The organism is Maridesulfovibrio bastinii DSM 16055 (assembly GCF_000429985.1).
Taxonomy (GTDB): Bacteria; Desulfobacterota; Desulfovibrionia; order Desulfovibrionales; family Desulfovibrionaceae; genus Maridesulfovibrio; species Maridesulfovibrio bastinii.
The window spans coordinates 230,392-253,812 of sequence record NZ_KE387014.1 but is presented as its reverse complement, the minus strand read 5'-3'; the positions used below and the strand labels follow the sequence as shown (position 1 = coordinate 253,812).

The window sequence follows — 23,421 nt, the reverse complement described above, 5'->3', positions numbered from 1 at the left end:
CAAAATTATACAAAACACCTTAATCCGGTTATCGGTATATTTTTGTATATCTTTATACCCGTAATGAATAAAAAACGCCGTATACCCTGCAAAAGGGCATACGGCGTAAATTTTATGCATTATTTTTTTAATTATTTTTGATTTTATCCCAGAGTCTGTTCAGTTCATCCAGATCAAGATCGGTTATGTCAGAGCCGTTCTCTCTGGCCAGATCTTCAAGTTTTGAAAAGCGATCAAGGAATTTGTTGTTGGCGATATCAAGCGCAGTGTTTGCTTTGATGCCTTTTCTGCGTCCAAGTTCAATTAGTGTAAAAAGGTAGTCGCCGAACTCTTCTTCGATTTCAGCCTCACTTCCCTTATTAAGTGCCTCCTGCCATTCATTCCATTCGGATTGTAACTGCTCTTCAGCAATTTTATCGCTTGGATAAGTGAAACCTGCACGGGCTGCTTTGGAATTTATGCGGTAGGCTTTAAGCATCGGCGGCAGACCCTTTGGAAGAGAATCGAAAATTTTATCAGATTCTTTTTTCTCTTTCCTTTTGATCTGTTCCCAGTTTTTAAGAAGTTCGTCCTGATCTTTAACTTTGCAGTCTCCGAAAACATGCGGATGCCTGCGTATCATTTTTGCCGAGCTGTTGTTCAGTGAGTCGCTAAGATTGAAATCTCCGCTCTTGTCAAAAAGTTCAGCAAGAAAAAGAGCAAGAAAAAGAACATCACCAAGCTCTTCCATAGCCTCATGCTTGTCGCCGGACCGGATGGCCTCGACAAGTTCAAAAGCTTCCTCGATAAAATTATCACAAAGACTTTCAGGAGTCTGTTTTTTATCCCAGGGACAACCATCAGGTCCTATCAAAGTGGAAATTACTCCACGAAGTTTTTCAAGAGATTCATTATGCATTTTATTTCAGCTGTTTTTTATGAAAAAGGTGAATTATTTGGTAGAATTGAATCAATATTAAGTGAGTCCAGCACATCATCGGGAGCGAAGCTGATGATGAATGTTGCCGCTGTTAAAACACGCGGAGCCAGTTTGGATTTTTTTAGAAAATCCGAATTGGGTGTGAAACTGCTTAGAGTTATCACAATTATTCCTCCGACAAGGATAGCTTCCGCAAATCCCAGAATACCGCCGAGAAGCTGGTCGGCCCAGCCGAGCATTGAAATAGTCAGCAGTTTCTGCAGCAGTTTGGTAATAATTACGGCAACAATGATTGTCGCTAGAATTATGGATACATAACTGACAGCTTTAACCGTTCCCGGTCCGTCAAAAAATCTGGCAAAATAAGGTTCCAGATCAGAGTGATAGGTTGCCGCCAGATAAAAGCCAAGGGCCAGTGAAACCATGGAAAAAGCTTCACGGATAATTCCCCGTAACAGACCTCTGAAAATAAGACCGCCGGCGATAACTATGAGGATGATATCAAGAGCGTTTAAAGCCATTCCCTCTGTTGTCATAATTAATTCCGATTTATTTTTTTTATGTTGCCTGCGTTTTACACGGTGAAGGCCGATCCTCGCACCTGTGTGTTGATGGTACGAATATCAGACCACAGCGAAAATGTGAACACTATGTATTGAGGCCATGATAATGAAAAAGTTGCTTATTTATAAAAAATGAGGTTGTAACCTTCGTTGATCTCGGGTAGTTCTCGTGTAATTTTGAGGGAAAGGATAAGTAGTTTATTTAGGAGGACTCTTCGCCTCCGGAGGAGTAAATATGAATTTTACTGAGACTGGTTTTCCCGGACTTTTGGTTATGGAACCGAAAGTTTTTCGCGATGACAGAGGATTTTTTCTTGAAACTTATAATAAAAAAAAGTTTCAGGAGAATGGCCCTGACGTGGAATTTATTCAGGATAACCATGCTTATTCCGGTGGCCGCGGAGTTCTGCGGGGACTTCATTTTCAACTTCCGCCGTACGCACAGGCAAAACTGGTGTGGGTCACCAGAGGGGCGGTTGTTGATGTGGTTGTAGATTTAAGAAAAGGTTCCCCAACCTATTTAAAGTACTACAGGATTGAATTGTCTGCTGAAAACTTCCGCAGATTGTTCGTTCCACGCGGATTTGCCCACGGTTATGAAACTCTGAGCGAAGAAACAGAGTTCATGTACAAGGTTGATGCGCCTTATGCGCCGGACCATGAGGGTGGAATTCGCTGGGATGATCCGGCTTTATCAATTCCCTGGAAGGCGGAAAACCCGATTTTGTCTGGAAAAGATTCCGTTCTGCCGTTTTTGTCTGAGTTCGACACTCCTTTCGAATTCACGGCGTAAATGCAGCGCGGAAAGTTTCGATACCATGGCCCCATGGTGATCGATATCAACACAAGAGATATGGAAACCCTTGTGAAAACTTTCATATTCTCTTGACACATAAAGTATGTGTAAATTAAAAAATCGGGATTCATTGGTTGTTATGTTTCACAAACTTAAGGAGTAGTGGGGCGAGGTTATGGAGGAGAAAAGAGCATCGAAGCAGTGTGGAGGCGTTCTTCCCTTCTTCATTGGCGTCCTTGCGAGTCTGATCATTGGTTGGTGGGTTTTCCCGCAGGTTCTTTACAGCCAGAAGGCCCAACCGTTCAATTTCAGCCACAAGGTTCATGTCGATGGTGAAGGTATGGACTGTGAATCCTGTCACACATACGCGGAGGACGGTTCATTTAACGGACTTCCTTCAAATGCTGTATGTGCTGACTGTCACAGTGAAGACGTTCTTGGTGATACCAAGGATGAAGAAATTTTTGTTACTGAATACTTGCAGAAGGACAAAGAAGTTCCCTGGCTTGTATACCAGTATCAGCCTGATAACGTTTACTTTTCCCATAAAGCACACGAAGGCTTCGAGTGTACCGATTGCCATCCCGACTTAGGCAATAGCGACACGCTGCCGGCTTATTACGAAAACAGGATCAGTGGCTACAGCAAGCAGACCATGAAGATGTGGCAGTGTGAACGCTGTCACGCTGAAGTTGGCACAAGCAACGCATGCTACATCTGCCATAAGTAAGTGAGGGACTGCAATGGGTATTAATCGAAGAACATTTATAGAAGTTGTAGCAGGCGGTGTTGTAGGATCTCTCTTCACACCTGTTATCTGGAAATCTTTGGATGACGTGTCCATCTGGACCCAGAACTGGTCCTGGATTCCAAAGCTTAAATATGGAGAACTTTCAACTAAACCTTCCATCGCAAAGTTCGGTGCTTCTCCCTGCCAGTTGCAGGTAAGAACAGCCGCAGGCAGACCATACGGTGTTATGGGAAGCCCTGAAAGCGAACTTAGCAAGGGCGGAATTGACGCACTTAGCGCCGGTGGAGCCCAGATGCTTTTCAGCCCTTCACGTGTGAAAAGCCCTATGAAAAAAGAGGGTGACAAGCTCGTTCCCGTATCCTGGGAAGACGCTGAAAAAATATTTTCAGACAAACTTGCTGCCGTGAAAGGAAAACCCGGAAAAATCGCTTCTGTAAGTGGTGATGAAACCGGAACAGCTGCCGAAGCTCTGAGCGCATTCGTTCAGGAAATGGGCAGCGAAAACGCTTACATGATGCCCGGTGATTTTCAGGCTGCATCACAGGCATGGGCTATGATGGGCGGTGAAGGACAGCCGGGATATGACCTTGATAACTCCGACTTCGTTTTGATGGTCGGTGCTGATATCATGGAATCATGGGGTCCTGCCGTACGCAACCAGCGTGTGTTTGCTGAAAAACGTCCCACAGGCGGAGACGTTGAAGCCGTTTATGTTTATGCCGGACCATTTGTAAATGGTACAGCATCTGTAAGTGACAAGTGGATTCCGGTTCAGGCTGGCTCAGGCGCCATCTTCTGTCTCGGACTCGCTTATCATCTGCTTAAAATGGGAGCCGTTGCTCCAGCTTCTGATTTCGAAGATTTCAAAACTCTGGTTGCTTCCAGATTTTCACCTGATAAAGTTGAAAAAGCCATTGGCGTAAAACCGGCTGTACTTGCCGGGCTTGCCAAGCAGCTCAGAACTTCTTCAGCTCCTCTGGTTATCTGCGGTTCCGAGTCCGGTCAGGGTGCAGGAACAGCAGACGTTGTAGCCGGTGCAGCTCTTAATATGCTGCTTGGAAGCGTGAACAGAAAGGGCGGCATGGTTGCTGTTTCTGAGTTTCCTAAAGCTGTTGAATCTGCTCCTACAAAAGCGGAGATGGCTACCAGAGATTTTGCAGGATATCTGATGCAGATTGCCTCCGGCAAGACTGCTGCTCCTGATGTTCTGTTAGTTCATGAAGCCAACCCTGTTTATGCAATGCCTCAGGCTGAAACCGCAGCCGCCGCAATTGAAAAGGTTCCCTTTCTTGTAAGTTTCAGCACCTGGATGGATGAAACCGCTGTTAAAGCTGATCTTATCCTTCCCAATCCGCACAGTTTCGAGCGTTTTGATGACGCTCAGTCTCCCTACGGATCAGGTGCTGCCATGCTTGCAGCCTGCGGACCTGTTGTCGAGAATTCTCCATTTGACTGCAAGCAGACAGTGGACGTGCTTCTTGATGTTTCAAGCGGTCTGGGTATTGATCTGGGTTATGACTCTTATGAAGAAATGCTTAAGGGCAAGGCTGAGAAAGCAGGAGCCGATTTTGACGAACTGCTCGAAGGTAAAACCTTTGTTGCTGATTCTGCTGATTTCAATGGTTCTCTGACATTTGCAGCTCCCGCTCTTTCCAAGGCTGTCATAATGCCTAAGGGCGGAGAAATCACACTGGCTCCCTATGTTCAGCTCAATATTGGTTCCGCAACTATGGCGATTCCGCCTCTCAACTGCGTAACCATTTCTGAAGAAGAGCTGAAGGGTAAGGACTTTTTTGTACAGCTCAACAGTGCAACTGCAGCAAAACTCGGTGTTGCCGAAGGCAGCAAAGTCAAGCTCGGTGGCGCAGCTGGAGAGTGTGTGGCAAGGGTCCATGTGAACGAAGGCGTGATGACTGGTGTCGTTGCCGCTCCCTTTGGTCTCGGGCATACCGCCTGGGATGTTTATTCCAAAGGAAAAGGCGACAATATTAATAAGGTACTTTCTGTCAGCACGGAGCCTGGTTCAGGCATGGCTGTCTGGAAAGGATCTAAAGTCAGCGTTGCCAAAATTTAAGTCAGGGGATTTTTGTCATGCATAATCATATTGATTTTGAGACCAGATATGTCATGTGCGTGGATATCGATAAATGTACCGGTTGCGGTGCATGCATGGTATCCTGCCAGGCAGAAAACAATATTGCTCCCATGGAGGATGGCTCCAACAAGCTTAAAACCCTCACATGGATGCTCGTTTATGAACTCAACAACGGTAAAAACTTTCCGGATCGTGAAGTAGCTTATCTTCCCCGTCCGTGTATGCAGTGCGAAAATCCTGCATGCGTTCCTGTTTGTCCTGTTGTTGCTACTGCAAAAGATGAAGAGGGTGGAATTGTCAGCCAGATTTATCCTCGTTGTATAGGTTGCAGATACTGCATGGCTGCCTGTCCTTACCATGCCCGTTATTTTGGATGGTTCGATCCTAAATGGCCTGAAGGAATGGACAAGACTCTTTCTCCGATGACTTCAACCCGCCCAAGGGGTGTTGTTGAGAAATGCAACTTCTGCCACACCAGACTTATGAATGCACGCCAGCGTGCACGTCAGGAAGGTGTTGATCCTTTGAAGATGCCTGAAGATTGGTATCAGCCTGCCTGTGTTGAATCCTGTCCTTCTGGAGCGATTACTTTCGGTGATATAAACAACCCGGAACACAAGGTACACGAACTTGCACACAGTAAGTATGCTTTCCGTCTCCTTGAGAAACTGGGTATGGATCCGCAGGTTTACTACATCAGCCGTCGCGAGTGGGTCCGCAAACAGGCCGACCATCATACGGCTGAAGAAAAGCATTAGGAGAGAGGAAAATGGACAGAAATCTCTTCCCGGAAGGCGTGACTCGTTGTGGTCTGCCCAAGTTTATGGCCTGGTGCGGATTCATACTCCTGTTCCTGCTTTGGGGTGTATACGCCTCTTTTCAGGTATTCTATCATGGAATCGGAGTCACCGGCCTTGATAACTATTTTGGGTTCGGACTTTGGATTACCTTCGACCTTGCAGTAATTGCTCTTGGAGCCGGTGCATTTTTCACCGGATTCCTGAAATACATACTCAAGATTGATCAACTTAAAAATATTATCAACCTGACAGTTATTGTCGGTTTTCTCTGCTACTCCGGAGCTATGCTCATTCTGACCATGGATATCGGTCAGCCCGGTAGAGCCTGGTTCGGTTACTGGCACCCTAATGTGCATTCCATGCTCACAGAAGTTATCTTCTGTATTACATGCTACTGCACTGTTCTGATTATTGAGTTTATTCCGCTGATTCTTGAACAGAAGCAGCTCAATAAGATTCCTTTCCTGCATCACCTTGCTCACAATCTTCATGTGAACATGGCTCTGTTTGCCGGAATCGGAACTTTCCTTTCAACATTCCATCAGGGTTCTCTCGGTGGTATGTACGGTGTAATGTTCGGACGCCCGTATGCATTCCGTGAAGGTTTCTTCATCTGGCCCTGGACTTTCTTCCTCTTTGTTCTCTCTGCTGTTGGTTCAGGACCTGTTTTCACTGTTCTGATCTGCGCTCTCATGGAGAAACTTACAGGTAGAAAACTTGTTGATTACAAAGTTAAAGCTTTGATGGGTAAAATTGCCGGAGCTATGCTCTGCCTGTACATGTTCTTCAAGATCATTGATACCTGGGCATGGGCTGTCGGCTATCTCCCTTCCGTTGGAATGACTTTCGATCAGATGTTCTACGGAACTATCTACGGAAAATGGCTCCTCTGGACAGAGCTTGGACTTTGCGGAGTTCTCCCGGCTATCATGCTGATAACTCCTTCTATCAGAAACAAACCTTTCTGGCTTTATACCGCAGCAATACTTGATTGCGCAGGTATAACCATCAACAGGTATGTATTCACTGTTCAGTCTATTGCTGTGCCTGTTATGCCGTTTGATAAATGGCAGACCTACGCACCTAACTGGGCAGAGTGGGCAACCTCAGGAATGATCGTTGCTTACGGCGCACTGGTTATCAGCCTCGCCTACAGATACCTCCCGGTATTCCCGCAGGAAGTTAAGCTGAATAAGTAGTCTCATAGGTTTAATTGAATTTAAAAGACCCGTTCCTTATGGAGCGGGTCTTTTTTGTTGAGCTAAAAATGAGTTCGATGACTATGTTAAAATAGGGCTAATCTAGGACTGGCAAAGCCTGAATAGGCTAAGCTCAGATGATCTAAGATAAATTCAGTAATTTTCAGGCTGCCTGAATTTATGGCGGATACGCTCTAATTAAAATCAGTTTGATGAAATTACAATATGAATTGGGAATAGTAAGAGAATTGTAGAATATAAGGTAGGTATACCCGTCATAGCTCTTTCATTTCAGCAGAGCTTGATATTGTTTAATCCGTAGCGAATTAGTTGAATTGGTATTGCTGAATTATTGCTTATGAAAATTTAAGCTCAGACTTTGTATACAAAAGAGTCCTCCGATATTCTCAGAGGACTCCTTTGTGAAAATCATTTTTTATATTAATATGGAAGGAACCAATCCAATCCTTTTATTTTAGCGGGGATTATATTGTCTGTTGGTTCCGGGTGGTCCTTTTCCCAGCAGAGCCTTTCTTCTTTAATAAATTCCGGCCGTGAGAGTTTAATACAATTGCCTTGTGTTGTGCTGTCGTCATCACCACTGAAATGATGCAGGATAAGGCTTATATTGCCTTTGGAATCTTTCAGTGACCACTTCCAAATTTTCAGAGTTCCAAAGGGGTTGCCCCGCCAGTCTACCGGGTTGCCATAACGCTTGCGAAGTTTGGTGTAGAGTGAGTTGAAAAATTCAACGCTGTCATCCTTATAATTAAGCTTAATTTTAAGAACCACATCTTTACGTTTACAATTACCGACAACTACGTATCCGCTTCGATAGCCCTGCATAGGCATAATTTCGATTCTTTTGAGATAGTCTTCATTCCACTGAGAGTCCATTGAATCCAAATCCAGTACAGACCTCAGTTCATGGTAACTTTTACCAAGGGAAACACCTGCGATTGTTTCAGGTGCGCTATAAGCCATAGCGGCCGAGCAGCTTAAAATAAAAATAGAAAAAGATATTATGATTATTTTTTTCATATTACCTCACAAGTCTCTGGCTATATTAAAGTAAGGCCCAGTGTCGACAGGCATCCTACGCATTCCGGAACCATGTGTTTCAGAAATCGTTTTTCCCATGTATTAACGTCTTCAACCGTCATAAGCATAAATTTATCCGAGAGTTCCGGAAATTGTTCTCTGACCTTGGTAAATTTATCTTTGGTCAGCCGGATGCAGTTTGTTTGTTCAGCAGCTTTTAGAGTGAATAATCGTGGTGATTCTCCTAAGAGAGTCAGAGCTCCGAAAAAGTCTCCCTGTTTAAAATGCCCTATGGGTTCATCTAATTCATCAATAAATATTTCCAGCCGTCCGTCAAGGAGGTGGTAGGCTGAAAGGTCAATGTCTCCAGTTTTAAAAACAGTCTCACCCTTTTGAAAAGTTTCCCTTACACATAAATATGCAAGAACCTTCTGTGCTTCAAGACTGACAGCTGAGAAGTACTTGATTTCCCTGATCAGTTCCAGATGCTGCTTATATTCACTGGTTTGATTGCTCATGACTAATCTGCTCCGTGTACGAGTTCGTAAAGGATTCCCTTTTTATTCATCAGATCAGTATAAGGGCCGATTTCAACAAGTTTACCGGCCTTCATTACTGCAATCTTGTCATAGTTCTTAATGGTGTCAAGTCTGTGGATTACTGATATCAAAGTTGACCGACCCTTCCATTTTGTTTCCAGAAGGTTCTGAATGCGGTTCTGTGAGGAGTTATCCAGAGCTGACGTTGCCTCATCCATAATCATTATGGGCGGGTTCTTGAGGAAGGTTCTGGCAATGGCCAGCTTCTGCCGCTGACCTCCTGAAAGCTTATCCCCCTTGGTGCCTACATCGAATTCCATGCCTATCTCTACTATCTTTTCAAGGAGATCTTCTTCAATGAGAAGCTGGATCATGCTTTGGTTGATAGCATCCTGAACTTTTGGATGATCTGATTTAGGTTTACCAAAAAGGATATTATCCAGAATAGTCTGTGAACTTATATAGTCCGTCATTCTGAAGAACGAGAAGGCATTGGGCATCATACGGTGAACTTTTTCGAAAAAGAGTTTGCGCCCGTCAAGCAGGAGGTTGCGCAGTAAATCAGGTAGAACCACCATTTTATGCTTGCCGGGAATGAAATCCATTGCCAGCCGCATAAGCATTTTTCGGTCTTCAGCTTCCAGTTCCTGTAGCGGACGCCTTTCAATATGATTTACAAGCTTCTTATATTCTTCAAATTTTTCTGTCGGTATCGGGCTTTGTTCAAAGAAAACTTCATCCATCGGCATATTGCCCAGAATATCAACCGTCTGTCTTGCTATCTCACGGCCAAGGCTCAAGAGTGGTGTTTCAAGCTGGGCTCCCCGCAGAAATTCCAGAAAAGCCGGGTTGGTGCTTATGTTTTGAGGAGAATATTTTTCATCATTCGGATTACCAAAAATAATGTTGGCCATTACTGATGAGTATTCCAGATATTCTCCTTCATGATAAAACTCCACACTGTCTGCGAGCTGTTGCCCGTAATCGGTGTGAAAATTTTTTCTGATGCGGACTATGCGTTCCGCCAGTTCAGGATTCTGATCGGTATCAAGAACTGTATTAAGTCCGAATCTTAGAACATCAACAAATATTCCAGCCTGTTGAATTGATTCGATCATAGCATCCCGAGTGGGCATTTTTTCTTCGGCCTGCGGGTCGCCTTCCAGCACAGCAGTACAGGAATAGAGCAGATTTTCTTTTAATGATCCTGAAAAAATGTACGGAGACTGGGAGACTATTCCGGTATTGTTTACAACATCAGCTTTGGTAAGATCAGCAACCTCATAGCCGTCAATTTTGACTGATCCTCCCGTATATTTGTAAAGCTGTGAAATACACTGTGCCAAAGTACTTTTACCGCTACCGGAAAAACCAACCAGTGCAAGCTGTTCTCCCTGATCAAGGTGCATATTGATCTGTTTGAGAAGCCTTACTCCTCCGGCTACTGCAAAGCCGAGGTTCTGGACATTAATTTCACCTTTAAGCTTAAGAGGCTCCCTGCCTTCAGGTTCAAGCTCGAATTCAGGTTCATCATCAAAGTATTCCATAACCCGTTCGTAACGAACCGAGGCATCGTTATGAACCTGATAAAAATCCATAAGCTCTTTCCATGGATCGTAAATTTTTTCGTAGGCCGAAAGAAAAGCCACGAGAGCACCAAGATCGAACTTACCTTGTATTGCCAGATATCCACCAACTAAAAACAGCAGGAAGGGGCCGAGATTCTGGAAGAAATTATTGAAAACTTTTATGCCCTGTTTATATAAAATCCAGACAATTCTTATCTTGAATAATTCGTCGACGAATTGACCGTATTTACGGTTTTCTATTTTGTAAGAACCATTGCCATGAATTTCATGAATTCCAGTAACTGTTTCATTTATACGGCTGCTCAAGTTTCTGGTGATATCAACTCTTTTTTTGTTTGCGCGGTTGCTGCGCTTTTGCAATCTAGGAATTAGAATTATTACAACAGGATAAAGAGCCATTGATATAGCGGCCATTGTCGGGTTAAGGTAAAACAGGTAGCCGGCAAAAGAGAGCAGTGTAAGTATGTTAGTGACCGGAACAGCAATAGACTGGCCAACAAATTCTCCTGCCGGTGCAAGCTCTGTTACAAGTGAAGAAACGACCATGCCCGGGTTTGCTTTACGAAAATAGCTCAAAGGCAGGGTCAGGATATGTGCGTAAAGTTCTTTACGCATTCTGGCGAGGGCTTTCTGTCCCAGATATGTCTGGAGCAGGGTTATTACTCCCTTGAGCAGGCTTGCGGAAACCACGGCGGCCAGATACATGCCTGAATACATCAGCAGCAGGTCCATTTTGCGCATGCTTATAGCCTGGTTGATGATCTTTTTCTGCATTTCAAGCGGGATAACTCTTGTGGCAACTGTAATCAGTATTATCCCTATGAGGAGTAACTGAATTTTCAGGTCACTTTTTTTGATCCAGTATGAAAGCGGCCGCTTTGTAATCATTAACCGACTCCTTGGCTGAAAAAATATATTTTATGTTCTATTTTTCTGTTTTAATTCGTTTTAAATGATTTCCTTAAGAATAAATGTTAATTACCGTTTTGTGGACACATGGACAAGGAGTTTCTAAGACTTTATAGTCCGTATACGGTGTCTGTTGAGGACTTTTCACAAGGATATGGTTTAAGGTGGAAGAACTATACAAGGATTTTGATAAAACCAGAATGTCATTATCGCTGAAGGCCGATATTTCAGAATTACACATTCTGGCCTGCAGACTTGAAGAGTTTGCTCAGGTTTCCGGCCTGCCGGAGAAAATTCTTTTTGAAATCAATCTTGTGCTCGATGAACTTTTTACAAATCTGGTCAGTTACGGTTGTAACGGTGTTGATGAACACTATTTCAATCTTAAAATTGAGTACGATGAGGTTGAGCTGCGGCTGATTATTGAGGACAACGGAAAGAAATTTAATCCGCTTGAAGTCCCCGCACCAGATATCCATTGTGATTGTCAGGATCGTAAAATAGGCGGTCTTGGAGTGCATTTCATGCGTAAACTTATGGATAGCGTGGAATATTTTTGGGAAAATGGCAGAAATTATCTTAAACTTAGAAAAAAAATACCAGTACAATAATTCATGGAGGATCCTATGGGACTTGAAGTGATTGAAAATAAAGATATTGATATTATCGTTTTTGAGCTGAAGGGAAGACTTGATTCCAATACTTCCGGTGAATTTGAGGAAAAGCTTCTTGGATCTATTCAGGGTGGCGAATCCAAGATTATTCTGGATTTTGAGAATCTGGAGTATATTTCAAGTGCCGGTCTGAGGGTTCTGCTGAAGGCTGCCAGAGAATTGAAGGGTGGAGATGGCCAGATGCTGCTGTGCTCCCTCAAAGATTATATCAAAGAAGTCTTTGATCTGTCTGGTTTTGTCTCATTTTTGCCTATCCACAACACCAAGGATGAGTGTCTTAAGGCCTTTTAGTCATCAGTCTTTGTGGAAAGTGCTGCTGATGCAGAGCTATGGTTATCTGTCTCCCGCAGGTTCCCTGATCTGGTTATGATACGCTCAATTTATGCGGATGGAACGGGATGTCTATGGTGAAAGCCACAGGCTGTTTTTAATTTCTGAAAATTTATTATGCAGCAGGGCATCCCGATAATTTTATATAATACACTTAACTTGACAACACTACCTGCTTTGCGTTTATTGGATAAATCCATTTCACGTCTCTTTTAAGTGATTCAGACTTAGAATCATTTTCCCTGAAACATATTTCATTATATCGTATTCTATTTCATACTATTTTATTTAGTATGATCTGGAGCCGTTCAGCTTTTTTATGCTAAAATGCTGAAAGGTTTCAATTGTGGCAAACAATTGCATGCGGATTAAAGCTTACAGCAAGTCCGCAATAAATTCGGGATTCCTTCAGTGGGTATATGCTAAATTCAAATATATATTTAATCGGGTACAGAGCCTGTGGTAAAACTACCGTAGGTAAACTTCTGGCTGCTGAGAGCGGACTTGAGTTTGCCGATACCGATGTGATGAGTGTTTCTTTCTGCGGTTGTGAAATAGCTACTCTGGTGGAAAATGAAGGCTGGGACCGCTTCCGCGATATTGAATCAAATATGCTGCGTGAAACATGCAGGCGTAAAGGGCTGGTTGTTTCATGCGGGGGTGGAATTGTTTTGCGCCCTGAAAATCGTAAAATACTTTCTGAATCCAGCACTGTTTATCTTGAAGCCCCGTCTTCAGTACTGGCTGAGAGACTTGAAGCAGACCCGATACATGGTCAACGTCCATCGCTGACAGGTAAAAGCATTGTTGAGGAAGTTCGCGATGTGCTGGAACAGCGTAGAAATTTATATGAAGAATCGGCTTTTATAAAAATAGATGCAACGCGGGATCCGCTGGATATCGTTTCGGAATTGATTGAAAGGTTTAATATTGGAATTAAGGGAGATATGGCATGAGCGGCAATACATTCGGTAAAATTTTCAGCCTGACAACTTATGGAGAGTCCCACGGTCCCGGACTTGGCGGTGTTATTGACGGATGTCCTGCCGGGATAGCTCTGACTGAAGATATTATCCAGCTTGAACTGGACAGGCGCAAACCGGGGCAGGGAATAGCTGCCACCGCCCGCAAGGAAGCCGATAAAGTAAAATTGCTTTCAGGTATTTTTGAAGGCCGCACAACCGGTACCCCTATTGGATTCCATATTGAAAATACAGATCACCGTTCAAAAGATTACAGCAAAATAATGGATGTTTATCGTCCCGGACACGCTGACCTTACTTATGATGCCAAATATGGCGTCCGGGATTATCGTGGTGGCGGGCGTTCCTCCGGGCGTGAGACTGTTTCACGCGTTGTCGGTGGAGCTGTTGCTCAGGAATTTTTGAAATCTTCAGGGATTTCGTGTCAGGCTTATACTGTTGCTATCGGTGGCATCAACGCAAAGGTTACTGATGCTGAAGGAGCTGTGAACAGGCCTTTCTTCAGTCCTGATGATTCTATTATCCCCGAATGGGAATCAAAGATTAAAAAGGTCCGCTCAGATGGCGATACTCTCGGTGGAGTCGTGGAAATATGTCTGAACGGAGTCCCGGCAGGTCTTGGTGAGCCTGTTTTTGATAAACTGGATGCCCGCCTTGCTTATGCTCTTATGGGTGTCGGTGCCGTAAAAGGTGTTGAAATAGGCTCAGGATTTGCCGCTTCAGCAGCGACTGGAAGTACTAATAATGATTTTATGCAACAGGGCGGATTCAAATCAAATAATGCCGGAGGCATTCTTGGTGGAATCTCCAGCGGGCAGCAGATTATAGTCAGAGCCCATGTAAAACCCATACCGTCCATAGCAAAAGAGCAGCAGACAGTTGATAAGAACGGCAGGGAAGTGGCTATAAGTATCGGAGGCCGTCACGATATCTGTGCCATTCCGAGAATTGTTCCTGTTCTGAAAGCTATGGCGATGCTGAGTCTTGCGGACTTTGTTTTACTTCAACGCAGGATGTAGTCCGCTTTACACAATTTATTTTTTCTTCATTCTTACAGCGGTGCCGTAGCAGGAATAATATTTATCGCCTTCAGGATGGAATGCAACGTTTTCACGGTAGCTTAAGATAGCATCCGCATTGGCATCCATTGCCTGTGCAATCAGCCCGTAGAAGGCATTATCAAAATTGTAGCTGCGGCATACGATCAGTCCGAAGGTTCCTGCAACCTGACGATTAGGAATTTCCTGTGTTGTAACGATATTTATTTTTCCGCCAAGGTAAAGATTGCGGGCCATTTCGAGGCGCTGATCTTTTTTTGCTTCTTCGATATTAGTGCGTCCCTTGCGCGATGGATTACCAAATATTAATGCCATGCATGAATCCCTTGTTCCTGATGACCTTACGGTCGGTGAATGTATTTATGCTCTCGAATTGATATTTGTTAGTTGCATCAAAGTACCGGAAATTTCAAGCATTCTGTTCAGGATTGGTCCTCTTTCAACTTCATGGCATCAATACTGTATTTTTCGAATCTTCTTACAGTCTCCTGAAAGGCTTCTTCAGCTTCAATCTTATTTCTTTCCTTGCAGGCTTTTTCAAGTCTTTTGGCTGCGGCACTAAGTTTAAATGCTGAAAGGTTCGCAGCTGATCCTTTTAAAGTGTGTGCAAAATCACCGGCTTCATCGAGCCTGCCCTGATCAAGCATTTCTTCCATTTTTGGGGCAAAATCTTTATTGTAGTCCAGAAAACTCATCATAATTGTTATCAGAGTACTCATATTTCCGCCGATACGGTTTAGAGCTTCATGGACTGCTATTTCCGTGTATTTTGAAAGTTCATCATCTGCCTTTTCCGCTGTGGCCATTTTGCGTGAGCGGGATGATTCTTTGCCCTTGAGATAGTAGCGGATAGAATTAAAAAGTGTTTCCCGGTCTATCGGTTTGGGGATGTAATCATTCATACCGGCTGAAAGGCACTTATCACGGTCGCCGCGCATGGCATGGGCTGTCATTGCAATTATGGGCAGATCTTTCAATCCGAGCTGGGTGCGGATCATCTTCGTAGCTTCATATCCGTCCATCTCAGGCATCTGGATATCCATAAGCACAATGTCAAAGTCTGATTCACGAATCCTTGATAGGGCCTGTAGTCCGTTTTCAGATGTTTCAATTTCAAGTCCCGAGCTTTCAAGAATCTGAATGGCGACCTGCCTGTTTACAGGATTATCCTCAACAAGAAGAGCTTTATAGCCGGAGAATTCTTCGGGAATCTCCACGGCCTTTTCTTTCTGGGGTTCTTTTTGTTCACCGTGGCCGAAAATATCCATGATTACGTCAAAAAGAATAGACTGACGTAAAGGTTTGGTCAGAATTTTATTGATGCCGCTGCGGCTTGCTTTGGAGATTGCTTCACCAAGCTCCGTTGCGGTGATCAGTATTATAGGCAGAGTTGCTGACGAATATGATTCTCTAATCATTTTTGAAGCGTCAGCCCCGCTCATGCCGGGCAGGCTCAGGTCCATAATAACAAATTTATAAGGTTCACTTTCTGACTTTTTATCTATTAATTCGATACCCTGTTCTGCCGAGGAAGTTGCTTCAGATTTTATTCCAAACTGTTCCAGATATCTTTTTACAACGTTTCGCGCCCCGATGTTGTCCTCAATAATAAGAGCCGTTGAATCTTTCAGGGAATCCGGGAGTTGATAATTGGAGACACTGGCTTCCGGTGCGCGCATGAATTCACCGGTGAAGAAGAAAGTACTTCCGACTCCCTGTGTACTTTTGACCCAAATCTGGCCATTCATGAGATTTACAATTTTTTTAGAAATTGTAAGTCCGAGACCTGTTCCGCCATATTTTCTGGTTGTCGACCCATCAGCCTGAGTAAATGCTTTGAAAAGATTTTCCTGTGCTTCTTTAGGGATACCTATACCGGTATCCTTGATGGAAAAGAGCAGCTCGACACTTCTGGGCTGACTGCGTTCAACGGAAATACCGATGGTTATTTCACCCTCGTTAGTGAATTTTACCGCATTGGCCGTGAGGTTCACTATCACCTGTCTTAAGCGCAGGGGGTCAGCGATAATTCTTTTGGGAACTTCGGGTGAAATATCAATAATCAGTTCTGTTTTTGAGGTATTCATCTGATCTACGAAAAGATCAGAGACATCATTTATCATCTGATAAAGATCGAAATTTACCTCTTCAAGCTCCATTTTTCCTGCTTCAATTTTTGAAAAATCGAGTATGTCGTTTATCAAATGGAGCAGTGTTCGCCCTGAATTCTGTACAACTTTAAGGTTGGCGCGTTGCCTGTGGGTCAGTTCTGTGGTCAAAACCTGATCAGTCATGCCGATAATGGCATTCATGGGAGTACGGATTTCGTGGCTGACGTTAGCCAGAAATTCACTTTTCGATCTTGATGCTGTTTCGGCCGTATCTCTGGCCTGTTTAAGTTTTTCGTTGGTTATTTTCAGCTCTTTATAGCTGTTTTCAAGGTGTTCATTACTTTGCTGTACTTTTTGCTGCAGTTGTTTCGAATATTCTTTAAGTTTACTGTCCTGATCTTGAATCTGCTCAAGCATGTTATTGAAATTGCGAATAAATTTACCCATTTCTCCTGAATGGTATTCCTTCATCCTGACACTGTAGTCTTTTTCCTTTGATATAATTTCCGCAGTCCTTGAGAGCTGCATCATAGGAACGAGCAGAATTTTACGCAGGGTGATGAATATGCTCACCATAAGCAGAACAACCATAATCATGGTGCGCAGAAGTGATTTAAACAGGGAGTTTAGCAATTCCTGCTGGATATATTTTTTGGTTAAAAAGACTTCTACAGAGCCAATAGGTTGCCTAAGCACTGTTATTACAGATTTTCTTGTTATAAGATCGCCGGAAGGCCAGCGTTTGAAATCTTCAATCTCGGCTTCGGAATTTCTGACTTTTCCGGCAAAGATGTTGTGATTGTTATCTTCCGTAACCAGAATAGCCTGAATTCTTTTATCCTCCATTTCGGAGATAATAATTCTGTTCAGTGCGGCCTGATCAACATTCCATAGAGGAGTAATCAAGGATTCCGAGAGTCTTTCAATCAGCGTATCTGCCTTGTTGTTCAGCTCATCAAGCATATTTCTGCTCATAATTGTATAGTCATAAGCAGCTGATACGATGAACGTTACAGCAGAAATTATCAGGATTATAAAAGTAATCCTGTTTTGTATTTTTCCTCTTTGGAGAAATTTCAAATTTTAATACCTGTATTCAAAAGGTCGGTTAGATAAATTTTCAACTTTAGCGATAATAACACTCTGTAATCACCTATGCAAGGAAACTGATTTTAAATCCTGCTTTTACGGGAGGTACGGGTTGGACAAAGATTTTTTCAAAGGTTAATAAACGACTTCCATAAATGAATAAGGACGGTATCGAAAAAGAATGAAGATAGCCCTTTTGCAGTTGAATTTTACTGTCGGAGATGTTGAAGGCAATTTTGATAGGCTGGTTTCCGCTATTAATAAGGCGGCAGCGGATGGAGCACAGTTGTGTGTGGCCTCGGAACTGGCAGTTACCGGATATCCGCCGCGTGATTTACTGCTGAACTCCTCTTTTGTTGAAAAATGCAGAGGTGCAGTGGATAAACTCTCCTCGGCTCTTCCTGATGGAGTGACCCTTATTGTAGGGGGGGTGGACCGTAACAATAACTGTGACGGCAACCCGCTGAAAAACACTGCATGGGTTGTTAAAAAAGGTGAAAAGGGCAGGGCATATTACAAATGGCTTTTGCCAACCTATGATGTTTTTGACGAGCAGAGATATTTTGAGCCATCCAAAGATGTAAATATTTTTGAAACCGATGGTACCAGTGTCGGAATAACTATATGTGAGGATGTCTGGAACGATCGTGATATTAAAGGAAATAAACGCTATTCCGGCAATCCTGTTTCCATTTTGGTTGAAGCCGGAGCGGAAATTATAGTTAACCTTTCCGCCTCTCCTTTTAATATCGGCAAACAGAAGGAGCGCGAAGCACTGCTGGGCGATATTGCGGGAAAATACAGTGTTCCTGTCTGCTATGCCAATCAGGTCGGTGGAAACGATGATCTGGTTTTTGACGGGAGGAGCTGCGTTTTTGGTAAGGACGGACAACTAGCTGCAAGGGCTTACGGTTTTAAAGAAGATATTCTTATAATTGATACCGATAAAATGTCCGAAGGGCGCATAGAAGAAGATGATTTTTCCAAAGAATCTGAAGCATGGCGGGCTATGGTCTGCGGTGTTCGCGATTATATGGCCAAAACAGGGTTCACTAATGCGGTCATTGGGCTTTCAGGCGGAATAGATTCTTCGCTTACTGCTGCTGTAGCGGTAGAAGCTCTGGGTGCTGAAAACGTACTTGGTATTCTGATGCCTTCCCCTTATTCAAGCAAAGGCAGTGTTGATGATTCTCTGGCACTGGCTGCAAATCTCGGCATCAAAACCCATACAATAGCTATAAACAGCCTTATGGACGGATTTGAACAGGCTCTTGAACCAGTCTTCAAGGGACTGCCGCCTAATGTAGCCGAGGAAAATATTCAGTCCAGAATCAGGGGAAATATCGTGATGGCAGTTTCCAATAAACTTGGAGCCTTGCTGCTGACAACCGGTAACAAAAGTGAGCTGGCTGTCGGATACTGTACTATCTATGGAGATATGGCAGGAGGGCTTGCTGTTATTTCCGATCTTTTTAAGTCCATTGTTTTTGATGTCTGCCGCTGGCTTAATACCCTTGGACGTGGAGAAATAATTCCACCGTCAGTAATTTCAAAGCCGCCATCTGCCGAACTTCGTCCTGATCAGAAAGATGAAGATTCGCTGCCGCCCTACGATATACTTGATAGAATACTGGAATTGAGAATTGAATATTACAGGTCTGAAGATGAGATCATCGCTGAAACAGGTTTTGATCCTGAAGTTGTTGCCAAGGTTTTGAGGCTTGTTAAATTTTCGGAATTCAAGCGTAAACAGGCTGCACCGGGATTGAAAATTACTTCCAGAGCATTCGGAACAGGCTGGAGAATGCCGATAGCCTGCCGCTTCAGGGGATAGAATTTAGTTCGCAATATTATAAATTATCTGCCCATCCTTTTTAAAAAAAGGATGGGCTCTTTTTTTTAGCTCTACTAAAATTAAAATTTGAACATTAATAAAATAAATCAACTTGTTAAAAGTTATCTATTCCGAGTCCTGATCAATTTTTGCGGCGCATTTTTCAAGCATACGCGGTAGTTTTATCGCATATTCTCCCTCTTCCAGCCATTGGGCGGCCAGTAGGTGGGGATTGTAATCTTGGTGCTTGGTTCTCAGTTCATGCTCAAAAGAGTTTGCAATATGCACAGCGACTCCGGGTGAGAATTCAAAGCTCATGAGCCGGGATGGATCATGGTGGCTGTACACAGCTTCAACAACCGGAACATCAAATCCCCATAATGCCAGAAGATAGGCTCCAACTTCAGCATGGCTGAAGCCCATAATCTGTGATTCAGCGTCACAGGTGGAAATCTGTTCGTGATTTAATAAGTTCAGAACTTTTTCATATTTTTCCGGGAATGCCGCAAACAGGATGAGTTTACCCAGATCATGCAGGAATCCGGCGAGAAAAGCCTGTTCAGCCATTTCTCGTCCGCCTTCTTCCATATTTACTATTTCCCGCGCCAGCAGAGCTGTGAACTGGCAGTGCTCACCAAGCAGTTGAATTGAAAAATCCTTGTGAACATCTTCAACCCTGCCGAAGAGATGAACCCCAAGAACCAGACCTTTGATGGTGTTCAGCCCAAGGAGAGTCACCGCTTTTACCGGAGACGAAACTTTACTGTATATACCGAAAAAAGATGAGTTAACTATTTTCATGATGCTTGCGGTCATTGCCGGGTCGCTGCCGATCAGCTCTCCGATTCTGTTTACCGAGGCATCTTCACACTTCAATTCTTTTTCAAGCTGAATGTATAGTTCCGGCAGAGTAGGAAGCTCGTCAAGCGAGGCTATTGCATGCGCAACATTTTCATTTAAAATAATTTTTTGTAATTTAAGACTTCGTTCAATTGATTCTGTGAGATGTTCCGGTGAGCATGGTTTGCTTAAAAACTGGTGAGCATCTTTAGCCGCTCTTAATATCTGGTTGGGGTCGGAGTATCCTGAGAGGACAAAACGAATAGCACCGGGCTGAATTTTTTTTATCTGGGACAGGACTTCATATCCGGTAACTTCAGGCATTCGCAGGTCGGTTACAACCATATCGAATTTTTCTTTGTTGAGAAGCTCTAAGGCTTCATTTCCATCTGAAATAAAATGAGTTTCCCATTCCTTTCTCTTCCTGTGCAGCAGAACACGCATTGATTTCAACTGGTCAACTTCATCATCAATAAAGAGAATCTTTTTTATGTCAGTCATCTGCTCTACCCGATTGAAATTAATAGGATAAACAATTTCATAAATCTTATCCCTACATCGCAACTGTTATAGAACTGCCGGATTGGATTTGTTTTATAATACCACGGGCATCTGCTTTTGGAAATGCTGAATTATCTGTGAATGTGAAATCGTAATAAAAAAGCCTGAAACTGAGATAACTTCAGTTTCAGGCTTAGGGTCTGGAATTTAATAACAGCTATTCTTTGACAATAAGAACGTATGGTCTGTCGGATATAAACTGTTCATGGATGACCTTTATTCCGGCAGGTTTGTCCTTCCATCTGTCATAATATTTTTTCTGCATAACCAGAATTACTTTTTCTTTATTGTTAAGGATATCGTCTATTTTCTGATAGTCACTTATTTCTTTGATATTTGTTCCGGCGTAATATGAAAAGATGCCGGAATACATTTTGTGAGCCAGTGGATAGTATCCTTTTTCGTGGTATTCCCTGATGATTTCTCCAGTCTGTTTGGGGCTCATCAGGTTATCCATTGATGGCAGAGTTATTTTGGCCAGTGGTTGAATCCAGACGGTCATTGTCAGGGCCATAATAAGAAGACCGGTTCTGACCCCTTTGTTTCTGCAGCGCAGCATTAAGACTCCGCCGACACCGAGAATAAGGGTTGTGAATCCGAGACCTTTGATATGGGTTTTGAAAGGCAGGAATATTTCTGCAAAGGGTGCTGCTACGGCGAGCAGTAAGTATATACAACCCACGCAGACCCAGATTCGTCTGCTGTTTATTCCTGTTTTACCGTTTTCATCTTCCATCAATCCCCGGGCAGTCAGTATTGAAAGAGGCGCGAAAAGAGGCATTATGTAGATAAGAACTTTGATGCTGAGGCAGCTGAGCAGGATGAAACCGCTGATCAGCATGATCCATGCCCAGTCACGTCCGTTTGTTGCGGAATTTTTACGTGATTTCAGTATATCATACCAGTGTCCTATGCTCAGAAGTCTGTGCAGCGGCACTGAGAATATTGCCATGGTCCAGGGCAGCCATGCCAGTGGCAGGGCGATAAAATAATACTGCCACGGTTCTTCATGGTGGAATGAGCTTACAGCACGTTCGTAAATCTGCTTATAGAAAATGTTATGAATGAAGGCTGTACCGTCAGTTATAACGGCCCCGATTATCCAGACAAGCAAAATTGCTATAAGAATCAGCAGGCCTTTTAGAAAAGCTTTGTTTTTTAAAGCGCTTATCCGGCCTTTCCAGATCAGGTACACAAAGGAAGTGAGGAGAGGAAATATCAGTCCCAGTGGTCCTTTGGTAAGCGTTGCCACACCCATGATGATGAAGGCGCTGATTATCCATTTACGGTTGTTCTCGGTTTCAAAGCTTTTAAAAAAGCAGATATTAGCCCAGATAATCATGCTGGAAAACATGAGATCCATTCTGGAATAATGGGCTATCCCGACAAAAAAGATATTTGTGACGAGAACCATCCCGCTTGCGAATGTTGTTTTCCGGTTAAATCCAAGTGTTTTGGCAAGAGCTACTGTGGAGAACAGGAAAATCAGAGCGGAGATAGCCGATCCCAGAAAAAAGAGTCCCGGCTCGCCTATCGGTACTATTGAATCAAGCAGATATAAGAACCAGAAATATACTGGTGGTTTATCAGGGTATGGAACTCCGTTGAGATGCAGGACAATCCAGTGCCCGGCATTTATCATCTGATGGTAGACATCGGCATGTCTTACTTCATCAGAAAACCACAAGGCGCGGTAATCCAGTGCGAACATGGATTGGACGGCCATAATTATAAATAGAGTTATCCACGGATGGCGTTCCAGAATATTCCATATCCCGGAAGCAGAATCATTGCGCATATTAATCCTCTTTAGTCAGTAGATGAATTGAAAATCCGGCAAAACTACCCATTATCCAGCCGCAGAAGACATCACTCGGGTAGTGCCTTGTCAGGTATATCCTGCTTAAAGCGACAAGAGCGGCAAAAATTCCAAGGGCTGCGGTCAGCAGGAATGCCCGGTAGCGGAAAACCAGAGGCATGCTGGCTCCGTATATTTCACTGGTATGCCCGGAAGGCATGGAATGGTAGGCACCCTTATGGGTCATAGGCTCGAACAACCCGCCTTCATAGGGGCGTGGTTTGCCTATGGCTATTTTGGTAATGCGAACCAGCAGCAGGCTTACAACAAGCTGTACTATCAGGAATACCAGCGCGAACTTAATGCGTGATTTCTTTTTCTGCCTGATTCCTGAAATTAAAAAGTACAGATAAACAGGGTAGAATACAGCATTACCCCAATTGGTTACCAGTCCTGCGAAATTTTTAAGGTCAGGATGAGCTGCGCTGTGCATCCTGCAAAAGGAAATAAGTTCATTTTCTGATCCGAATGAAAAAAAGCAGATTAGCAGAACAAGCAGAAGCGGAGCTGAAGCAAATATCCAATGGAGCGCTTCAGGATAACGTCTGAAAAAAGAATACATAAGTCTCAGGTTACTCCTCTTTCTTCTCTTCTTCCGGGTAGTGGTCAGTTGTATACTTTTTCCAGAGATCTTTATCCACATTAAGCTCGGTTAGTATCTCCGAGATTTTTCTTCCTTCCTTTTTCCAGTATTTGTAGCTGTGGTCAGGACAGGCAAACGGGATAACCAGAGTTCCGTCTTCCATCATATATGGTTTGTCGTCTTTATTATCGCTCATGGGCTGGGTTTACACGCCCGTTCGAAGGTATTCAAGTTTATTGTTGTAATGATTGCTGTCAGTTTTTTGTCAGAATTTCAAAAAAAATCCCCGGCAGACAAAA

21 protein-coding genes are annotated in these 23,421 nt (G+C 43.5%); 10 read left to right on the top strand and 11 right to left on the bottom strand.

What is annotated here, in order from left to right; all coding sequences use genetic code 11:
* Positions 1-127: 127 nt before the first annotated feature.
* The gene (gene mazG / locus G496_RS0115575; RefSeq protein ID WP_027180079.1) at positions 128-898 is read right to left on the bottom strand and encodes a nucleoside triphosphate pyrophosphohydrolase; all 771 of its coding nucleotides are present in this window, start codon (positions 896-898) and stop codon (positions 128-130) included.
* A gap of 17 nt (positions 899-915) precedes the next feature.
* Positions 916-1,455 carry a CvpA family protein gene (locus tag G496_RS0115570; RefSeq protein ID WP_027180078.1) on the bottom strand — a complete coding sequence of 180 codons (540 nt, stop codon included), beginning with the start codon at positions 1,453-1,455 and terminating at the stop codon, positions 916-918.
* A gap of 262 nt (positions 1,456-1,717) precedes the next feature.
* On the opposite strand from G496_RS0115570, the gene rfbC reads away from it, so the two are divergent.
* From rfbC to qrcD, 5 genes are all read left to right on the top strand, one after another.
* Positions 1,718-2,275 carry a dTDP-4-dehydrorhamnose 3,5-epimerase gene (gene rfbC / locus G496_RS0115565; protein ID WP_027180077.1) on the top strand — a complete coding sequence of 186 codons (558 nt, stop codon included), beginning with the start codon at positions 1,718-1,720 and terminating at the stop codon, positions 2,273-2,275.
* Between the two features lie 178 nt (positions 2,276-2,453).
* A complete protein-coding gene (qrcA, locus tag G496_RS0115560) occupies positions 2,454-3,008 on the top strand; it encodes a menaquinone reductase multiheme cytochrome c subunit QrcA (RefSeq protein WP_027180076.1) in 555 nt (184 codons plus the stop codon).
* 13 nt (positions 3,009-3,021) lie between these two features.
* Entirely contained in the window at positions 3,022-5,103 is a 2,082-nt protein-coding gene (gene qrcB / locus G496_RS0115555; RefSeq protein WP_027180075.1) for a menaquinone reductase molybdopterin-binding-like subunit QrcB, read from the top strand.
* A 17-nt stretch (positions 5,104-5,120) separates the two neighbouring features.
* On the top strand, positions 5,121-5,882 hold the full coding sequence (gene qrcC / locus G496_RS0115550; protein ID WP_027180074.1) for a menaquinone reductase iron-sulfur cluster-binding subunit QrcC: 762 nt from the start codon (positions 5,121-5,123) through the stop codon (positions 5,880-5,882).
* A gap of 11 nt (positions 5,883-5,893) precedes the next feature.
* Entirely contained in the window at positions 5,894-7,123 is a 1,230-nt protein-coding gene (gene qrcD / locus G496_RS0115545) for a menaquinone reductase integral membrane subunit QrcD (RefSeq protein ID WP_027180073.1), read from the top strand.
* Between the two features lie 441 nt (positions 7,124-7,564).
* Here the strand turns inward: qrcD and G496_RS0115540 are convergent, their stop codons facing one another.
* Genes G496_RS0115540 through G496_RS0115530 form a run of 3 tightly spaced genes read right to left on the bottom strand, consistent with a single transcriptional unit; the run spans position 7,565 to position 11,180 of the window.
* Positions 7,565-8,164 carry a hypothetical protein gene (locus G496_RS0115540; protein WP_027180072.1) on the bottom strand — a complete coding sequence of 200 codons (600 nt, stop codon included), beginning with the start codon at positions 8,162-8,164 and terminating at the stop codon, positions 7,565-7,567.
* 20 nt (positions 8,165-8,184) lie between these two features.
* Positions 8,185-8,682, bottom strand: coding sequence for a cyclic nucleotide-binding domain-containing protein (locus G496_RS0115535; protein WP_027180071.1), 498 nt, complete (start codon positions 8,680-8,682; stop codon positions 8,185-8,187).
* A 2-nt stretch (positions 8,683-8,684) separates the two neighbouring features.
* On the bottom strand, positions 8,685-11,180 hold the full coding sequence (locus G496_RS0115530; protein WP_027180070.1) for an ABC transporter ATP-binding protein/permease: 2,496 nt from the start codon (positions 11,178-11,180) through the stop codon (positions 8,685-8,687).
* 185 nt (positions 11,181-11,365) lie between these two features.
* Here G496_RS0115530 and G496_RS20080 point away from each other — a divergent pair, with 185 nt between their 5' ends.
* From G496_RS20080 to aroC, 4 genes are all read left to right on the top strand, one after another.
* Positions 11,366-11,812 carry an ATP-binding protein gene (locus G496_RS20080; RefSeq protein WP_245577942.1) on the top strand — a complete coding sequence of 149 codons (447 nt, stop codon included), beginning with the start codon at positions 11,366-11,368 and terminating at the stop codon, positions 11,810-11,812.
* 15 nt (positions 11,813-11,827) lie between these two features.
* Positions 11,828-12,166 (top strand): STAS domain-containing protein, encoded by a 339-nt coding sequence (locus G496_RS0115520; protein ID WP_027180069.1) that lies wholly within the window; start codon positions 11,828-11,830, stop codon positions 12,164-12,166.
* A gap of 458 nt (positions 12,167-12,624) precedes the next feature.
* A complete protein-coding gene (gene aroL, locus G496_RS0115515) occupies positions 12,625-13,161 on the top strand; it encodes a shikimate kinase AroL (protein WP_027180068.1) in 537 nt (178 codons plus the stop codon).
* Positions 13,158-14,207, top strand: a complete 1,050-nt coding sequence (gene aroC / locus G496_RS0115510; RefSeq protein WP_027180067.1) for a chorismate synthase — start codon at positions 13,158-13,160, stop codon at positions 14,205-14,207. The genes aroL and aroC overlap by 4 nt, the downstream gene beginning before the upstream one ends.
* Before the next feature lie 15 nt (positions 14,208-14,222).
* Here aroC and G496_RS0115505 read toward each other — a convergent pair whose 3' ends face one another.
* Both G496_RS0115505 and G496_RS20075 read right to left on the bottom strand, forming a co-directional pair.
* Positions 14,223-14,561: a hypothetical protein gene (locus G496_RS0115505; RefSeq protein ID WP_027180066.1), complete on the bottom strand. Its 339-nt coding sequence runs from the start codon at positions 14,559-14,561 to the stop codon at positions 14,223-14,225.
* A 107-nt stretch (positions 14,562-14,668) separates the two neighbouring features.
* Positions 14,669-17,332 (bottom strand): response regulator, encoded by a 2,664-nt coding sequence (locus tag G496_RS20075; RefSeq protein WP_084407597.1) that lies wholly within the window; start codon positions 17,330-17,332, stop codon positions 14,669-14,671.
* A 295-nt stretch (positions 17,333-17,627) separates the two neighbouring features.
* Here G496_RS20075 and G496_RS0115495 point away from each other — a divergent pair, with 295 nt between their 5' ends.
* Complete coding sequence (locus G496_RS0115495) at positions 17,628-19,280, top strand: NAD+ synthase (RefSeq protein WP_027180065.1); 1,653 nt, start codon at positions 17,628-17,630, stop codon at positions 19,278-19,280.
* A 126-nt stretch (positions 19,281-19,406) separates the two neighbouring features.
* Here the strand turns inward: G496_RS0115495 and G496_RS0115490 are convergent, their stop codons facing one another.
* The 4 genes from G496_RS0115490 to G496_RS0115475 all read right to left on the bottom strand — a co-directional run bounded on the left by G496_RS0115490 (position 19,407) and on the right by G496_RS0115475 (position 23,318).
* Positions 19,407-20,621 carry a response regulator gene (locus tag G496_RS0115490; protein ID WP_027180064.1) on the bottom strand — a complete coding sequence of 405 codons (1,215 nt, stop codon included), beginning with the start codon at positions 20,619-20,621 and terminating at the stop codon, positions 19,407-19,409.
* 217 nt (positions 20,622-20,838) lie between these two features.
* Positions 20,839-22,479 (bottom strand): ArnT family glycosyltransferase, encoded by a 1,641-nt coding sequence (locus tag G496_RS0115485; RefSeq protein ID WP_027180063.1) that lies wholly within the window; start codon positions 22,477-22,479, stop codon positions 20,839-20,841.
* Position 22,480: 1 nt separating this feature from the next.
* A complete protein-coding gene (locus G496_RS0115480; protein WP_027180062.1) occupies positions 22,481-23,101 on the bottom strand; it encodes a phosphatase PAP2 family protein in 621 nt (206 codons plus the stop codon).
* 10 nt (positions 23,102-23,111) lie between these two features.
* Positions 23,112-23,318 (bottom strand): hypothetical protein, encoded by a 207-nt coding sequence (locus tag G496_RS0115475; RefSeq protein WP_027180061.1) that lies wholly within the window; start codon positions 23,316-23,318, stop codon positions 23,112-23,114.
* Between the last annotated feature and the right edge of the window lie 103 nt (positions 23,319-23,421).

What these genes read in the sequence shown, in the direction of transcription:
- mazG (WP_027180079.1), bottom strand. Translation starts at nt 898, where the DNA reads ATGCATAATGAATCTCTTGAAAAACTTCGTGGAGTAATTTCCACTTTG.
- G496_RS0115570 (WP_027180078.1), bottom strand. Translation starts at nt 1,455, where the DNA reads ATGACAACAGAGGGAATGGCTTTAAACGCTCTTGATATCATCCTCATA.
- rfbC (WP_027180077.1), top strand. Translation starts at nt 1,718, where the DNA reads ATGAATTTTACTGAGACTGGTTTTCCCGGACTTTTGGTTATGGAACCG.
- qrcA (WP_027180076.1), top strand. Translation starts at nt 2,454, where the DNA reads ATGGAGGAGAAAAGAGCATCGAAGCAGTGTGGAGGCGTTCTTCCCTTC.
- qrcB (WP_027180075.1), top strand. Translation starts at nt 3,022, where the DNA reads ATGGGTATTAATCGAAGAACATTTATAGAAGTTGTAGCAGGCGGTGTT.
- qrcC (WP_027180074.1), top strand. Translation starts at nt 5,121, where the DNA reads ATGCATAATCATATTGATTTTGAGACCAGATATGTCATGTGCGTGGAT.
- qrcD (WP_027180073.1), top strand. Translation starts at nt 5,894, where the DNA reads ATGGACAGAAATCTCTTCCCGGAAGGCGTGACTCGTTGTGGTCTGCCC.
- G496_RS0115540 (WP_027180072.1), bottom strand. Translation starts at nt 8,164, where the DNA reads ATGAAAAAAATAATCATAATATCTTTTTCTATTTTTATTTTAAGCTGC.
- G496_RS0115535 (WP_027180071.1), bottom strand. Translation starts at nt 8,682, where the DNA reads ATGAGCAATCAAACCAGTGAATATAAGCAGCATCTGGAACTGATCAGG.
- G496_RS0115530 (WP_027180070.1), bottom strand. Translation starts at nt 11,180, where the DNA reads ATGATTACAAAGCGGCCGCTTTCATACTGGATCAAAAAAAGTGACCTG.
- G496_RS0115520 (WP_027180069.1), top strand. Translation starts at nt 11,828, where the DNA reads ATGGGACTTGAAGTGATTGAAAATAAAGATATTGATATTATCGTTTTT.
- aroL (WP_027180068.1), top strand. Translation starts at nt 12,625, where the DNA reads ATGCTAAATTCAAATATATATTTAATCGGGTACAGAGCCTGTGGTAAA.
- aroC (WP_027180067.1), top strand. Translation starts at nt 13,158, where the DNA reads ATGAGCGGCAATACATTCGGTAAAATTTTCAGCCTGACAACTTATGGA.
- G496_RS0115505 (WP_027180066.1), bottom strand. Translation starts at nt 14,561, where the DNA reads ATGGCATTAATATTTGGTAATCCATCGCGCAAGGGACGCACTAATATC.
- G496_RS20075 (WP_084407597.1), bottom strand. Translation starts at nt 17,332, where the DNA reads ATGAGCAGAAATATGCTTGATGAGCTGAACAACAAGGCAGATACGCTG.
- G496_RS0115495 (WP_027180065.1), top strand. Translation starts at nt 17,628, where the DNA reads ATGAAGATAGCCCTTTTGCAGTTGAATTTTACTGTCGGAGATGTTGAA.
- G496_RS0115490 (WP_027180064.1), bottom strand. Translation starts at nt 20,621, where the DNA reads ATGACTGACATAAAAAAGATTCTCTTTATTGATGATGAAGTTGACCAG.
- G496_RS0115485 (WP_027180063.1), bottom strand. Translation starts at nt 22,479, where the DNA reads ATGCGCAATGATTCTGCTTCCGGGATATGGAATATTCTGGAACGCCAT.
- G496_RS0115480 (WP_027180062.1), bottom strand. Translation starts at nt 23,101, where the DNA reads ATGTATTCTTTTTTCAGACGTTATCCTGAAGCGCTCCATTGGATATTT.
- G496_RS0115475 (WP_027180061.1), bottom strand. Translation starts at nt 23,318, where the DNA reads ATGAGCGATAATAAAGACGACAAACCATATATGATGGAAGACGGAACT.